Genomic DNA, 15,176 nt, shown 5'->3' on the forward strand with positions numbered 1-15,176 from the left:
ATTAATCCACTACCAGGACAATCTTACCTTTTGTTTGACACTCTGAATACTGACAAATAGTGCCTTGTCTGGAAATTTTAAGAAGGTAAAACTTTTAGCTAAACCGAAGTATTTAACCGCTTTTACTTTTCTGTTCGTAGCTATGGCTAGTAGTCCATCACACCAAGTTTGCGGAGTTTGTAGTAAGGGCTTTAGCCCTTAAAGTAGTTATAAAAGAGAACTTTAGTCTTCACTACGAACATGGCTTTACTAAGTATACTTAGAAGGCTGGATAATAAGCTGATCTAATCCGTATTGACCTATATGCTGCCTTCTAGCAGCTCCAATACAGTCCCATCTGGATCAGTGAAGCAAACAATAGTGGCATTTGTTCCGGGTAATTCTTGAGGCTCAGACAAGAAAGTTACGCCCTGTGTTTTTAAATTTTCGTATACCTGATAAATATTGTTGGTGAGCAGGCATATACGAGCTACCCCAGTATGGTTGAGATTAGAATAAGGTTTTCCTTCTGTTTTGGGATCAAGGAACTCCACAAGATCAATTCGAGTTGCTTTTGGAGTATTTTCTAGCACTAAATGAACTCCCCGAAGTTTGGCGCTTGGTAATCCAAACGCTTTTGCCATAGCTGTGCTGCTCATCCCTTCTCTAAAATCAGTTACAACTCTAAAGCCAAGCTTTTCGTAGAACTCTAATGATTTGTCAAGATTAGTACAATTTATGTTGCAGTGAAAAATTCCTTCAATCATTGTCAATACATTTCCTAGTTCAGTAACTTGTTGATTTAACTCGCTCAAAGCAGCAGCTCCAGCTTCAGCAACTTCTTGGTCTTGGCTACCAGAACCACCACTGACCCCAATAGCTCCCACAACGACACCGTTTTGCTTCAGGGGAATACCCCCAGCAAAAATCATGACTTTACCGTTGTTAGATACATGAATTCCAAAAAATTCTCCACCACATTGACTATGTTCTGCTAATTCTTTGGTGGAAATATTGAAAGCACGTGCAGTGTAAGCCTTCTTGATGGCAATGTCAACACTGCCAATCCAGGCTTCATCCATACGCACATGAGTAATTAAATTACCTCCAGCATCTACCACTGCTATATTCATGGGCTGACCAATTTCAATCGCCTTGTTTTCTGCGGCAACAATTAGCTTTTGTGCATCTTTGAGTGTAAGCATGATAATTAATTGTTGAAGTTTTGCTGTTTATTTTGTACCTATGCCCAGTAATATGTAGTAACAAATCGAACTTTGTTTTTAGCCTCTTCTCTTGTGTGATCTACCAAGGTTCTTCAAGGACAGCTGTCATACCGCCATCTACAAACAGTTGCGTACCAGTAATGAAAGAAGCCTCATCGCTAGCGAGGAAAGCGGCTGCATAACCAATATCCTCAGGAGTACCGAGCCGTTTCATGACTTGCCTTTTTTCGACTAAATGTCTTTGCTCAACAGGGTTGTCATAGCTACTGAAGAGGTTCTCAATCAGAGGCGTCCACACCCAACCAGGGGCGATCGCATTTACCCGAATGGTTGGACCATAGTCAATAGCCATATTACGTGTTAAAGCAGTAATTCCACCCTTAGAAGCTGTATAAGGTGCTACTCCATTTACTGTAGCGTGAGAGTGTACAGAAGACATATTAATAATTACGCCTTTCCCCACAGCTTGCATATGAGGAATAGTATATTTAGAGCAAAGAAATGCACCTTTGAGGTCAATAGCTAAACAACGATCCCATTCTGCACTGGTTGTTTCTAATACTGACTTATAAGTTCCAACACCTGCATTATTGACTAAAATATCTACTTGACCATAAACATTAACCGCTGTTTGCACCATTGCTTTAACTTCATCTTCATTTGAAATATCGCAAGAGATAAAGATAGCTTCACCACCTTTGTGGCGAATCTCCTCAGCAGTTTGCTCACCTGTTTTAACATCTCTAGCAACAACAACAAGTTTAGCTCCTTGTTGAGCAAAAATTGTCGAAATTCCCCAGCCAATTCCCTTTGACCCACCAGTCACAATCGCAACTCTATCTTTTAGCTTCATGATTAGCCTCACTAAATTAATAAAACTAGCTCTTCTATTTACAGAACAAAAAAGTTGAGTACTTCCGAAACTCTTGAGAATAATTTTTGTGTTTATGTATGATCAATGCTCTACAAGTCCATTAAGAGTAATACGATTTACACCTTCTCCTTGGTAAGCAACAGCAACTAATTCCGTTTCAATGACTTCACCAGGTTTCATGATTAATGCTGTACCATTTTTAACAGCATTATTGATTCCAGAAGGAGGAAAACTAGTGAATGGCTCAAGACCACAATTATATGTACGCCCGTACCAAGGGTAATTATCGTGACCGCCATAGACCTGCCACATCCAAAGATATTTAAACAACTCTTTGTCCCAAGCCATTCCAAAACCTACATTTAACCTTTGATTGGTTATACCGTACCAACCTTCAGTTAATTCTTTAAAAAAGACTATATCAACTGACTTAGTTTCCCTCGGTAGTACACGAGTAACATCTTGCATGACTCCAGTACGTCGGTTCTTAACCTTGGGAAAATCATAATTCCCTCCTGGTTCCCACAAACCATTTTGATGATAAGCCATTACTTCAACTTTGGAAGCCGGCGTCTGAACTATGCAACTATCATCAAGAAAAGGTTCTCCAATAGCAGGGTGATGACCCCACATTATGGCGAATTCACCCATTGAATCGTTAAAAACACGTTCCTGAATAAATAATGCAGCAATACCGCGTTTGAGTGACATCTTGCGTTCAAGTCTTAATGGTGAACGATAAAGATGTACACGTGTGTGTAAGGTAACTTGCTCTTGACTATCTTCGGTAATAGTAGCTTCAAAGGGTAAAAGTGCTACTTCTCCATGTAAACCTTGAGTAGCTCCCATGTACGGTTCCGCAGCCCATCCTGCTGATGGTAATATCTCTTGCCAACCACCATAATAGTCATCGTGAAAAGCTCCTTCGGGCAATGCACAAGTAGCAACAAATGGGCGTCGCATGGGAATTGGTGATTGCCATAAAAAATCTAAATCATAAGGTTTATAGGTGAACTCAAATATGTCTGCACCTTTGTCCAATAGTATTCCGACTCTTAATAACTCGTTTGCTAGGTATGCAATTCGCATACCCTTGTAAGTGTAATCTAAACTAATGCGACAACCCTGTTTTCTTCCATACGTGTACATAAGTTACACTCTATACTATTTCTGAAATGCTACTACTTTGAAATACTGTTCAGTTTCATTACATTAAGCTTGAGCGAGTTTCTTGATTCAATGAATAATAATCTTGTTCTATCTTTGCTACTTACAGAGAGTTTAACCAGTAAAGATTTGAAACTTAAGAGTGAACTTAGGATTTTGACATACCATAAATACCAAAACAAGTACTCATTATTAACTGCGTACACTAGAATAAATAAAAAATTGATTGGACATCTGCAAAAAAAAATATAAAAACTTATATAGATAGGCTTGAAACCTATTTTTTTAGATATTTATTCATTTTCTTTCTTCCGTTGCTTGGACTGTATTACCTGACATCCAGGTTTTGCTTTTATTAGCAAAATTTAGTATCTAGTATTTAGGTCTGACTAAGTTATTCCTTAATTAACTGATGTTTCCTTGCTAAAAAGGACTTAAATTAGAAAGCTAAATAATTAGAATACCAGTATTGATTCATAAAAAAGTAATCTCAAAAACTTGGATTACTCTGTGGGCTATACCAAAATTTGGTTGGCGCACAAAGAGCAAAAGTGCCAACTTGAAATTTAAATTATACTGGTAGCTTTAAAAGTTTAACAATCAATAACCCAATGAGGTATAAAAATGGCAACTGATTTAACGACTTTCGACAAGATATTCACCCATGAAATGGCTGATGTCAATGGTGTACGTCTTCATTACGTAATAGGCGGTCAAGGAGATCCAATTGTTTTACTTAGTGGTTGGCCTAATACCTGGTATCAGTGGCGACGAGTTATGCCAGCATTAGCTGAACGCTACACAGTAATCGCAGTTGATATGCGGGGTCTCGGTGACTCTTCTAAACCAACCAGTGGCTATCGGAAAAAGAACGTAGCTGAAGATGTTTATCAGTTGGTAAGGAAACTTGGATTCCAACGTATTTTCCTAGTTGGAATAGATATGGGAGTAGCAGTCACCTATGCTTATGCAGCTGACCATCGTGAGGATGTGCGTCGGTTAGTACAAATGGAAGGGACTGTTCCAGGATTTGGTTTTGAACAACTCATGACATTCTCACCAGAAACTTCACGCGAAGGAGGGATCTGGCACATTCCATTTCACATGGTTCCTGACCTTTCAGAAGGGCTGATTGCAGGTAGAGAAAAGATGTATCTGACTTATTTCTTTACACGCTTTGCCTACAATACAACAGCGGTCAGCGAGGCTGAAATTGACGAGTATGTTCGTACCTTTGCTTCTCCGGGTGGTATACGTGGCACTTGCGAGTATTACCGAACAATCTTTGAAGATGTAGAAGACAACAAGGAAAGTGCCAAGGTAAAACTTCAAATGCCCGTGTTAGCACTGGGAGGCAAATATGGTTTAGGAAAACGTCCTTGGAATTCTATGCAGGCGGTTGCTGAAGATGTCCGTGGTGATGTACATGAATATTGTGGACACTATATGCCTGAAGAGCGTCCAGAATATGTTATTGAGCAGTTGCTAAACTTCTTTGGTGAGGAGTCACACTCCTAAAAGTAAACTAAAAATCAAAAAGTAGATTTAAGCATAGTAGCGGAAGTTCTCACAGGAAACCTTCCGCTATTATGTTGATAAGCGATCGCAACACAAGAAAGTACCCTCAGCAATAAAATCCCCCTCCACACAGACAATTGGAGAGGGATAGCAAGATGTCCAGACCACAAAAATTTATTGAGTACAGGTGAAAAGTAAAAATTTTCTAATCATTGAGATGAAATCGCAAAGATATCATATCTTTATGAGTGACCATTTAGATAACACATCAGCCCATTTGGGGGCGAATCCTGTTGCTACTCGTTTTTTTCCTTCATCGTGTTCGTTAAAGTAATTCTTTAATACCCCTGGTGGAGTCAGTCTCCGTCCTTGGCTTATGGTTAATACAGATGATGTATTAGGTACAGGAATAGTTTGATCAGATACAGGATTCGCATCCATGAAAATCCGCAACTCTGAGAATTTGTTGCCCTCTAGTCGAAAAATATCACAGCAAGGTAGAGTTACTATAGAACCATCCTTACGCCAATAAATCACATCCATTTCAACGAACACTACGTTACCAACTTCCCACATCATCTTGATTTCGTGGTAAAGTGCAGAAACCTGGCTGAAAAAGGCATCTACAGATTGCTTGATGGCAGCTTTAGTGAAACATGGTGCATAGTTGCCAAACTGATAGACTGGTGTATCTGTAAAGAACTCAATAAACCCCTCGGAATCAAATGCTTCGCCTCTAGCAAATAAGCGTGTCACAATCTCTGAGGCTGTTCCTGGCAGTCTTTCTAACGTATCGCTTTTCTCAACTGTAGTTTGACTGACAACTGTATCATCTAAAACTGATTGTTCAGACTTAATATCATGCTTGCCGTTGGAGTGAGAAAATATACCATTCATAAGAGAAACGATGTCCTTCTTAAGTTGATTGATTGCACCGATATTTGTAATTAGTTCCGCAACTGTGGAACTTCGTTGACCGGCTAAAGTCATCTGATTGTTGTAAACAAAGGTGTATGCTGTTCTTTCTGGAAAAGTACTAATTTGTTTAATGTACTGTGGCTGGGATTGAACTGTTGAGATGTACTCATCAGAAACAAAGAAGTTAGCCATATCAAGAGAATCAGAAAAAGCAATTTCAAAAGCAGCTTGATACTGATTTCTTGGAGGTTCAACATGAATAACTCCTGGTGCATCTGGTCTAGAATTGTCTACTTCTTCAAATAAATGTAGTCGAAATTTGAGAACAAAATTACTTTTGACAATTGCAGGAGCAAAACTGTCTTTCATATATTTGCGAAAGGCTTCTCTACTCACGCCATCTGCTTTCTTGACCATGACGTGAAATTTCCGAATCCCTAAATCTCCGTTGGGGTAGGCCGTAGAAATGCCATCCACATAAGTTTGAGAATTACCAAGACTAGTGTTATAGCCAATTGCCTTGCTGAAAATGTTGTATTCGTCATCCATTAAAATGCCAGAGGCATTAAACCAGGTTTGACGGTCGTTTTCAGTAGCAAAGGTTAATTCGGCAATCCCATCGAATTGTTCTGAATCTGGACAGCTGTAGTCTATGCCATCTAAAGTAGGCCAAATACTGCCTTGATTATGAGCTACGTGGAATTGCCAGTATTGATATTGACCTGGTAGTCTAGCGCAGACTGGACCATGTACATTCCGCCAGTAGTCGTCAAACATCTCTAGGGTGATGCTTTTTCTTTTCCAGAGAAGAACGTAGAAGACTACTTTGCCATTGCGATCGCGTTCTGCGTAGTTAGCTTTTACTATTTCTTGATTGAGAGTTTTCATAGGTAATAGCTATAGTATTTCTACTCCATATTTGGGACCAACTTCAAGCATTTTTTTGATTTGCTCTTCAGGTGTAACAGGTACAGGTGTATCCTGGTCTTTCACTAGATAACCCACTTCCTCAAAAAACTTTTCCAGTCCCGCAGGAACAGTTGTTGTCAAAGTTTTTGCGGGTGCTGTGCTTATATTTTGAAAGCAATGACGTATACCTTTGGGAACATGGACAAAGTTGCCGGCAGATAAGACTATTTTTTCCTCTCCAACCTCGAAAAGCAACTCTCCTTCTAGGATGTAGAACGTTTCGTGTTCCCGATGATGAATGTGAGGTGGAGACCCGTTTTGAGGTGGAATGAAAAACTCAAATGTTGAATACGCACCCCCAGTATCTTCGCCTACTGCTTTAAAGGTATATGTATCGCCCACAACGGAGTAAGAACGACCTTTGCCTTTTGGCGTTATCACTGGATGATCATTGTGTGTCAATGTAGTTCTCCTGATATCTGCAAAGATTTGAAAATATAAATTGCAATTTAATACTACATTTTGTAGTATTAAATATGTAGATAAAATATAAACCGCTGCTGTGGGCTAAATTGTTAATGCTTTTTACAACGATTTCAAAAGCAATCTTAGGATTTGTAATCTTCACCAAAAAACTGGAGCATCTGTTCAATCAGGTACTCTGGACGCTCTTGGGGAATGAAATGTCCGCAGCCTTCAATAACAGTACCGCGAACGTCTTCAGCCACTGCTTGCATCGCCTTAATTGGGCGATCGCCTAAACCGTGAGAAGCTCCCAGTACCAGCACCGGCATTTTGAGTTTTGTCTTAGCGTTTTCTTTGTTTTGTCGTACTGACTCATGGATAGCGCGATAAAGTCCAAGAGAACCACGTACTGCACCAGGAGCAGAATACCAACGAACATATTCGTCAATTTCAGCTTCAGATATTCCAGAGGGGTTATACGAATACTTATTGAAGAAGTAGGAAATAAATATCCGTTCTCTTCCTGCAATTAGTGCTTCTGGAAGGTCAGGTACTGCATTAAAGTTAAAATGCCAAATTCCGCCACCTAAGCGCGAAGTTTCCGATGAATATTCGGCTAGATCTTCCCAACCAAAACCAGGAAGTGTGGCATCAAGGCTTACAATTCTACGTACATCTTCTGGATAAGCACAAGCATATGCATAGTTAACTGGAGAACCCCAATCGGAGCCAGCCAAGAAAACACGGTCGAAACCAAGATGACGAACTAATTGGTAAATATCTTCAGCTTCGGTACGGCTATCATAGCCAACCGCTGGCTTTGAAGAGTCACCAAAGCCCCGCAAGTCCACTGCAACCACAGTATAGTGTTCAGCAAGAGCTGGCATAACTTTATGCCACTGATACCAAGTATGGGGCCAACCATGTAGTAAGATTACTGGATCACCTTGACCGCCAATTACATAGTGCAGACGTATGCCGTTGACAAAAGCATACTGATGAGTGAATTTTGTTTCGATATCTTTTAAGACGGTTGTCATACTTATATCTTTGTGTAGAAATGCATTGATTTTTTGTTAGCTACGCTAGATCTGGGCGCTTGTACCCTGCTCCAAATAATTGGTCACTTTTAAGTTTGTAATTTGTTGAATGTAGGTGAGCAAATTAGTTAATTGCTCCTACACCTCCACCGTCTACCCGAATGTTTGCACCATTAATGTAATCTGCGAGTGGACTTGCTAAATATGCAATTATATTTGCTACTTCTTCAGGGCGGCCAAGACGGCTGCTGGGGTTAGGCCAATCCTCTTGCACCAAATGCTTTTCAATCTCTGTCCATTCGCTACCCCATCCTTTCGCTAAGGCAATCTGATGGAAAATACGCTTGGCTCCTTCTGTTGCAATCAGACCAGGGCTTACTGTGTTGACTGTAATACCTGTTTGTGCTAATTCTTTTGCTAAACTTACAGTCATATTCAAAGTTGCGGCTTTAGTGGCTTGATAATCAGGCCGAGCAGCGAAGGGTTGAATCGCTAATCCACTAGCAATTTGAATGATACGTCCCCAACCAAGCTGCTTCATATGAGGTACGAGAAGTTGAATCATTCGCACCATAGAAATTACATTAGCATTATAAATCTCAGCCCATCCTTTTGGATTACTGTCCATCCAGGTACGGTCTTCATATATGCCGGCATTATTAACTAAAATGTCTATACTCCCAACCAATGAAAGTACTTTAGTAGCTACTTGACGCGCACCTTCATCAGTTGAAATATCTCCGACAGCAACAAATGCTTTTCCACCATCTGCACTAATCTTGTGAGCCATCCGATTTGCCTGCTCTTCCTTTCGTCCGTGTATGATAACGATCGCACCTTCTTGTGCTAGAGCTTTCGCGATGGCTGCACCAATACCACTGGTACTACCAGTGATTATAGCTCGCTTATCACGTAACTGTAAATCCATGAATTTACCTCATGGTTATATTTTTTGTAGTCTCTTTAAATTTGATTCATACAGTTGAATCAAAACCAGTCTTAGCTTGACAAGTAGTTTGATAGATCGAGGTTTTTACCCAAAGTTGTGGTAAACCCCATGACTAAGAAGATAGTATCAGTTTATCTATACTAAAAAGCTTTAACCAGGCAATTTCATTATTTTAAGAACAAATTTATTTTTGACCCAAAAAAATCAAATAATCTATATCAACTTTTTGAATATTGTAATTTAACCTAAAATAGCATTTTAGGTTAGAGTTGGCGATCGCATTTGTGGAAAAACTTGTACAAACGGGGAAGTTTTAATTTCTGAGTCAATTTCATAAGTTGATTTATAAAATTACGAACTTTACTGGTTAAAAATTTTGATAACAGACAAACTAGACTTATCTTTTTTATTTGATTATGAGATACTCAATGTCAAATTTAGTAGCAACATCAGCTAAAACAGAAGTTATTAAGCGGTTATTTGAGGTATTTGAGTCGGGACCTGATGCTCCAATACAAGCTTCAGACAAGTATGTTACATATCTAACTGAAGATGCACACTTTCGTTTAGGTAACTTAGAGATTATAGTTGGACATAAAGCCATCAGAGACTCTTTGATAGATTTTTATCAACAAGTAAAGAGTATATATCACGACATCAAGCAAAAGTGGGAAATTGGAGATGTAGTATTCTTAGATATGGAAGTTACTTATTACCGTCAAGATGGCACTAATGTTATACTTCCCGTAGTGGATATCTTTCGATTTAAAGGTGAGTTAATCCAACAACTGCAAATTTTTATGGATATCAATCCGCTATTTGAGTAAGCGCAAGATGTAGCAATTTTTTGTACCAATAACAATTTTCACATTATACAGGAGAGGAACTATGACAAAAGTTGATTACTCAACACGTGATCAAGACGTGAAAATAGTATTATACGTACTTATAAAGAAGAAAAAGGAAATTGATTTAGATACATTCTATAGTTACTGGAAAAATATTCATGGTCCAGTAAGTGCGCGATTACCAGGTCAGTTCCAATATTGGCAATATCACCTTCCTTATAGTAGGGATAATATTTGGCCAAGTGTTGATGGAATAGAATACGAAATTCCTGAAGAAGATGAATTTGATGGAATAGCAGAATTGACATTTTTATCAGAAGAGCATTGCCAAATCTGGATTAATTCTGCTAATATTCTAGACTCTGATCAGCAAAATTTTGTAAGTAAAGCTGTTATATATCTAACTAATAATGGTAATTCTAAAACTTATATTGATACTATAGAAAATGGTACTCCCATTGGTAATTTAGATGTCATAAAGTTCCATGTCATGCTCAGAAAAGCAGATGCAATCACTGTAAATGATTTTCGCAATTACATGGTTGATAAATTTACTAAATCTTTTATACAAAGCGATTTAGTTCTTAAATTTAAACTGCATCTTCTTGAGGAACACGACAATTCCCTTCCACCAGCTCCTGGGGTTTCTCATTACGAACCACTAGAAAAGCAATATCAAGCAGCCTTTGAAATTGCCTTTAAAAGTTGGATAGACATGGAAAATTTCTTTGATTCACAGGCTTATACTGCTGTAGTACAAGACCAAAAAAACTATATAAAGCAGTTTACTACTTTTCGAGAACAAGGTACTTACACTTTTGTGTACGATGGTAAACTGACTTTAGCTGGACAACGGACTTCCACTGTAGCAGAACTTATCACCAATCTTGGTGCAACCAATCAAACAGAGGATAACATACTTAATCTTATGCTTGGCAATGTTGCTTAGCCTAGGGAAATCTCCCAAATGTTCAAAAAAGCGACCTGCGATTTGCATCACTGTCTTACAGATAAACTCTGCTGAAGCAAACTGTTTGATTTAAGTAAGTTAGCACAAATGTAGAGACGTGCTGTAGCACGTCTCTTTAGGTTTGTCAAAACTCATAAAATAATTATCTTAAGTTGGCATTATAGCATAGTCAGGACTTACGCAAAACATAACGCGCATTTGCGGTAATTCATGAATTACCGCTACGCAAGAATAAGGTTTTCGTTCACATCTTGCGTAAGTCCTGATAGTTTTTAGTCAAAAAATAGAATTTCCAATTGTGTAGAGATGTGAAGATTCCCATCTCTACATCTGTTTTAATACCAATTTTTTGTGAAAATGAGCTTAGTAATTACAGTAACTGTTTATGTTGATCTAACTCGAAGCTAGAGAATACAGCATCAATGATCAGCTAAAAGTTTATGTTATCAATTACACATTGGGTAAATGACAATACGACTCCTCTCACACGTTTAAACCCTTGAATCGCAACACCCACACATATACTTTCTGATATAGTCCATTAACTTTGTTCTTAAGTTATCGATCTTGATTAGACAATTTTTGCTTGATTCTTAGACAATCATTGATGACAGTAAGTTAAAGTTAACTAATTTAACCAAGTTAGTTCCCCGATGTTCAAGAGTTACTGTCACACTGTCTCTAAAAGCACTTTAGTTTAACTTCAACAATTTTCAACTTAACACTATGAGTTATCTAGCCACACTATCTTACTTATTTCAACTATTTTTTCTATCTCCTATTATATTTGCATTTCCGTGAGTTGAATCCACTCTAGTCTGAGATAGTTTACAAATTAAAATATTTTTTTAATTTGTAATTCTAAATATAAATTGATTTGACAGGGGTGATACTCCTCTAAAGGGTGAACTCTTGTACAAAAATCTAAAACAAGAACGAACTATGCGTAGCAATCTTAAGCATAGTTAAATAGAATGCGTGAAAATTGTTCTTATAAGCCACTTTTCGGCAATTTTTCAAGTAATATTGCTTCTTGAGCAATGCTACCTGACCTGAAACTCTGACAAATGATAGATGTCAAAATCGGAAAAATTGCTAAAGATAAATTTAGTTAATATCAAGCAACAAAACTCAAAATAGTGTAAGATTAGTTATAAACAGATGAAAAACACAATGTTTAACACAGTTTTTTGTTCTGTTTCCCTAACTATCTTGTTTTCGGTTAGTTTAGTTTATACTGGTTAGCTTATGAAGCATCTGTTACGCGTGTATCAATGTAACAATTAGCAAAATAATTAAATAAGATAGTAACTTTTGAATTAACAGTACTTGCTCCAGTCATCCGATTGTGGATATTAGATTTTGGATTGTTTTCCAGCTCCCATTTCCCCAAATTAGGGATTAAGTCGAGGAGTTTGCATGATCACATATATTATCGGATTTGAGATTTTGGATTGGTGTCATGAATAAACATAGGGGCTTGTACCATTAGAAATTATCGCTAAAAGAAATCTTGGATACAAAGACAAGGCTGACAGATAAAGTATCAAATCCATTCTAATACCAAATTTTGGAATGCAATATGCATGAGAGCATTAGCTAAATGCAGTTTTGAGAGCATTGGCTAATACTTCAAAAATTTATTAGCAAACTCTTACGGGTTGTGACATACCCTAATTAGTGCCATTCGACTCATAATAAGTGCTTTAATGCTTTTAGGCTAATAGTCTTTAGTAAAAAAGTTCTTTAGTGCTTATAAACTAATAAATCTTAAATGCATATATGCAAGTACAGCGTTGCTAGGAATAAATTGCATATCAGGTTTGGGAGCAAAATATTAGCGAAGACCACTTTATTTTCTAAGTTGCCATGAATACACAACATACAGTTGACAAAGATACGCCGCTTTTGGAGTTCCATATAGAAATCTTTGGCAATAAATCACCGATCCCAATATCTGAGGTGTTGAATGTAACTACTCATCGTGGTACTTACCCCAACTTAGTTAGGACTTACGCAAAAAACCGGCCAAACTCTTATTTTTCTGTGTCCTCTGCGTTCTCTGTGGTTTGTTTTTCCGTTACCCATGCGTAAGTCCTGTTAGTTACGGATCAAGTTGAGTAGTCAACTTATGACCAACAAATTTATTAGTAATGGGAGTGGTTATGAAGTTTTCAATGAATCCTATTGCACCTTTTTTAATTGATATTAAATCAGGGCAGATTGCACATAAAAAGCTGGGTGTAGCAACTACCAAATCTATTTTCGATGCTGATCCCTATAGAGAAAATTTAGTTAGTGCATACAGCATAGCTCAAACTCAGAAGTTTTTAGATAAGGAAATAGTATTAGCCTGGAAGCATGTAAAGTCGAACCGCAGACCACCAGCCCTGACTCGTACACGTTGGGTATGGCGACTCGCAGGTGCATACCATTCCAGCCGCCATACCACACGACTGATGGAACAAGCCGCTCAAAACTTTGCTGCATCTGGTCGCAAGAGTTTAGCACAGTGGGCTACACAGAAAGCTAGAGAAGAAGCAGGTCACGACCGACTCGCTCTGCTCGATATTCAATCAATGGGATATGATGCAGAGGCTGTAGTGCAAATGCTGGTGCCATCTCCTATACAGGCTTTGATAGATTACTTTATCCAAACTGTCCAAACGAGTTATCCAATTGCTTGTGTTGGTTTTTTCTATACAGCCGAACGCTTAGGGACATTTCAAGGGGAGGAGTACATTCAGAGTGTACAAGCATTGCTAGCACCAGGTATCAATGCTACACGCTGGCTACGGATACACAGTGGTGTTGGTGCCGAAGTCAAGCATGTAGAGGAGACAATAAAGATTGTTGCAATGCTTACTCATCAGGAACGTAACCGTGTAGCAAAAGCTTGTTATGAAACCTCATTGTTGCGCTTTACTCCACCCAAGGAAGACTACATATCAGACGAGGAGCTTCAGAACATATTGAAACCGCTACAGTTGAATACTTGCTACGAGTGTAACTAATCTTCAGAAGCTCAAGAAATGACTAAGTGAGCAAGAAGGACTTTTTTCTGACACCCTTAACTGTACTGTTTATTATACAAGGAGATAAAAATGTTATTTCGGATCTTAGATTTTGCATTTTCGATTTTAGTCTCACTAGGGTCGGGTTTTGCTAATGAAGCTGTTTATTCAAAGATCTTTCTCAATGGAATGAGGACTGCAAATATAGAGGTGCAGTCTTTGGAGCAGGAGTTCAACAGCAACCTCGTTGAGAAAAGTTTCGATGTATTGAATGACATTGAACTAGATGATTTGGAAAGTATGATAAATGAGTTAGCGCAAGGATTACCAAGCGATACCGAATTTGGTACTATGTAATTCCGGTTATAAAGCAACACGCTTCAGATAAACTCATAATCCTTTATGAAAAGGATTATGAGTTTATCTGAAGCGTATTGGGATTTATTTTATCCCTTAGATATTACTCTCTGCATAAAAAAATCTTTCCTTGCCTTGGAAGCTACTTTTAATCTGGGCATTGGTGACAAGTTAAGGAAAAGGAGAAATTGTCAAGGGTGGTATTTGTAGTGGTCAAAAACATGGGAAACTCAGTCTAGATAAGTAATTGAGCGATTGTTAGCAGCCATGACGACCAGCCGAAAAACTAATCGAGACCACGCGAAAAAGAAACAACGACCAATGGTGGAAGATGAAGTAATTGCGGAGCAACTGGAAAGATTACTGACACCAGCCATTACAAATCAAGAAAATTACTACCGTAAATTAGGACTCAGAGAACGGATACTGAATTTACCGTTAATGATGGCGGCGGTGTTAACTTTGCTGTGGAGAGATGTAGCAGGAGTCAGAGAACTGACAAGAATGTTAGCCAGAGACGGTTTTCTGTGGTGTAATCCTACAAAAGTTAGTCAACAAGCTGTATCACAGAGATTTTTGACATTTCCATCGGAATTATTTGAAAAAGTATTTAAAGATTTATTGCCTAATTTGAGAGCAGCTTGGCACAGTAGAAATAAACGTCCACTGCCAGAAAGTATTCAGTTTACCTTATTAAAATTTGAGAAGATTTGGATAGTAGACGGCTCAACATTGGAGGCATTATTTAAGAAATTACAAAGCTTAGAGTCGGCTCAAAGAGGGCAATTAGCAGGAAAAATGAGTACAGTCATTGATTTAATGACCAGATTACCTGTAGAAATTTGGTGGGAGCATCCCAATTTTGCAAAAATAGAGAGAGAAAAATAATTCGCGAGATATCATCGCGAATAAATAGGGAGTTTCAATCTTGCGGCTCTTCCT

12 protein-coding genes and 1 pseudogene are annotated in these 15,176 nt (G+C 38.3%); 6 read left to right on the forward strand and 7 right to left on the reverse strand.

Annotated features, from left to right (window positions below; translation table 11 throughout):
* Positions 1–299: 299 nt before the first annotated feature.
* The 3 genes from B4U84_RS31755 to B4U84_RS26725 all read right to left on the reverse strand — a co-directional run bounded on the left by B4U84_RS31755 (position 300) and on the right by B4U84_RS26725 (position 3,228).
* Positions 300–1,184, reverse strand: a complete 885-nt coding sequence (locus tag B4U84_RS31755; protein WP_131121199.1) for a heme-binding protein — start codon at positions 1,182–1,184, stop codon at positions 300–302.
* A 100-nt stretch (positions 1,185–1,284) separates the two neighbouring features.
* Positions 1,285–2,058: an SDR family NAD(P)-dependent oxidoreductase gene (locus B4U84_RS26720; RefSeq protein ID WP_044450351.1), complete on the reverse strand. Its 774-nt coding sequence runs from the start codon at positions 2,056–2,058 to the stop codon at positions 1,285–1,287.
* Between the two features lie 102 nt (positions 2,059–2,160).
* On the reverse strand, positions 2,161–3,228 hold the full coding sequence (locus tag B4U84_RS26725) for an aldose 1-epimerase (RefSeq protein WP_017308704.1): 1,068 nt from the start codon (positions 3,226–3,228) through the stop codon (positions 2,161–2,163).
* Positions 3,229–3,870: 642 nt separating this feature from the next.
* On the opposite strand from B4U84_RS26725, the gene B4U84_RS26730 reads away from it, so the two are divergent.
* Positions 3,871–4,764 carry an alpha/beta fold hydrolase gene (locus B4U84_RS26730; RefSeq protein WP_131121200.1) on the forward strand — a complete coding sequence of 298 codons (894 nt, stop codon included), beginning with the start codon at positions 3,871–3,873 and terminating at the stop codon, positions 4,762–4,764.
* A 234-nt stretch (positions 4,765–4,998) separates the two neighbouring features.
* Here the strand turns inward: B4U84_RS26730 and B4U84_RS26735 are convergent, their stop codons facing one another.
* The 4 genes from B4U84_RS26735 to B4U84_RS26750 form a co-directional block, all read right to left on the reverse strand.
* Positions 4,999–6,570 (reverse strand): EthD domain-containing protein, encoded by a 1,572-nt coding sequence (locus tag B4U84_RS26735; protein ID WP_131121201.1) that lies wholly within the window; start codon positions 6,568–6,570, stop codon positions 4,999–5,001.
* A 9-nt stretch (positions 6,571–6,579) separates the two neighbouring features.
* Positions 6,580–7,053, reverse strand: a complete 474-nt coding sequence (locus B4U84_RS26740) for a quercetin 2,3-dioxygenase (RefSeq protein ID WP_017308700.1) — start codon at positions 7,051–7,053, stop codon at positions 6,580–6,582.
* Between the two features lie 146 nt (positions 7,054–7,199).
* Positions 7,200–8,096: an alpha/beta fold hydrolase gene (locus tag B4U84_RS26745; RefSeq protein ID WP_131121202.1), complete on the reverse strand. Its 897-nt coding sequence runs from the start codon at positions 8,094–8,096 to the stop codon at positions 7,200–7,202.
* 124 nt (positions 8,097–8,220) lie between these two features.
* A complete protein-coding gene (locus B4U84_RS26750) occupies positions 8,221–9,024 on the reverse strand; it encodes an SDR family NAD(P)-dependent oxidoreductase (RefSeq protein ID WP_131121203.1) in 804 nt (267 codons plus the stop codon).
* 449 nt (positions 9,025–9,473) lie between these two features.
* Between B4U84_RS26750 and B4U84_RS26755 the strand changes: the two genes are divergently transcribed.
* The 5 genes and pseudogenes from B4U84_RS26755 to B4U84_RS26775 form a co-directional block, all read left to right on the forward strand.
* A complete protein-coding gene (locus B4U84_RS26755; protein ID WP_165490365.1) occupies positions 9,474–9,872 on the forward strand; it encodes a nuclear transport factor 2 family protein in 399 nt (132 codons plus the stop codon).
* 61 nt (positions 9,873–9,933) lie between these two features.
* On the forward strand, positions 9,934–10,842 hold the full coding sequence (locus B4U84_RS26760) for an EthD domain-containing protein (protein WP_165490366.1): 909 nt from the start codon (positions 9,934–9,936) through the stop codon (positions 10,840–10,842).
* Positions 10,843–13,028: 2,186 nt separating this feature from the next.
* A complete protein-coding gene (locus B4U84_RS26765) occupies positions 13,029–13,877 on the forward strand; it encodes a hypothetical protein (RefSeq protein ID WP_242677724.1) in 849 nt (282 codons plus the stop codon).
* Positions 13,878–13,967: 90 nt separating this feature from the next.
* Complete coding sequence (locus B4U84_RS26770) at positions 13,968–14,234, forward strand: hypothetical protein (RefSeq protein WP_131121206.1); 267 nt, start codon at positions 13,968–13,970, stop codon at positions 14,232–14,234.
* A gap of 321 nt (positions 14,235–14,555) precedes the next feature.
* Positions 14,556–15,116: pseudogene (locus tag B4U84_RS26775) on the forward strand (transposase); the annotation flags it as partial.
* Between the last annotated feature and the right edge of the window lie 60 nt (positions 15,117–15,176).

Source organism: Westiellopsis prolifica IICB1 (assembly GCF_004323185.1).
Lineage (GTDB): Bacteria > Cyanobacteriota > Cyanobacteriia > Cyanobacteriales > Nostocaceae > Pelatocladus > Pelatocladus prolificus_A.

Bases quoted from the DNA above. Each gene is read 5' to 3' on its own strand.
- B4U84_RS31755 (WP_131121199.1), bottom strand. From the start codon at position 1,184: ATGCTTACACTCAAAGATGCACAAAAGCTAATTGTTGCCGCAGAAAAC.
- B4U84_RS26720 (WP_044450351.1), bottom strand. From the start codon at position 2,058: ATGAAGCTAAAAGATAGAGTTGCGATTGTGACTGGTGGGTCAAAGGGA.
- B4U84_RS26725 (WP_017308704.1), bottom strand. From the start codon at position 3,228: ATGTACACGTATGGAAGAAAACAGGGTTGTCGCATTAGTTTAGATTAC.
- B4U84_RS26730 (WP_131121200.1), top strand. From the start codon at position 3,871: ATGGCAACTGATTTAACGACTTTCGACAAGATATTCACCCATGAAATG.
- B4U84_RS26735 (WP_131121201.1), bottom strand. From the start codon at position 6,570: ATGAAAACTCTCAATCAAGAAATAGTAAAAGCTAACTACGCAGAACGC.
- B4U84_RS26745 (WP_131121202.1), bottom strand. From the start codon at position 8,096: ATGACAACCGTCTTAAAAGATATCGAAACAAAATTCACTCATCAGTAT.
- B4U84_RS26750 (WP_131121203.1), bottom strand. From the start codon at position 9,024: ATGGATTTACAGTTACGTGATAAGCGAGCTATAATCACTGGTAGTACC.
- B4U84_RS26755 (WP_165490365.1), top strand. From the start codon at position 9,474: ATGTCAAATTTAGTAGCAACATCAGCTAAAACAGAAGTTATTAAGCGG.
- B4U84_RS26760 (WP_165490366.1), top strand. From the start codon at position 9,934: ATGACAAAAGTTGATTACTCAACACGTGATCAAGACGTGAAAATAGTA.
- B4U84_RS26765 (WP_242677724.1), top strand. From the start codon at position 13,029: ATGAAGTTTTCAATGAATCCTATTGCACCTTTTTTAATTGATATTAAA.
- B4U84_RS26770 (WP_131121206.1), top strand. From the start codon at position 13,968: ATGTTATTTCGGATCTTAGATTTTGCATTTTCGATTTTAGTCTCACTA.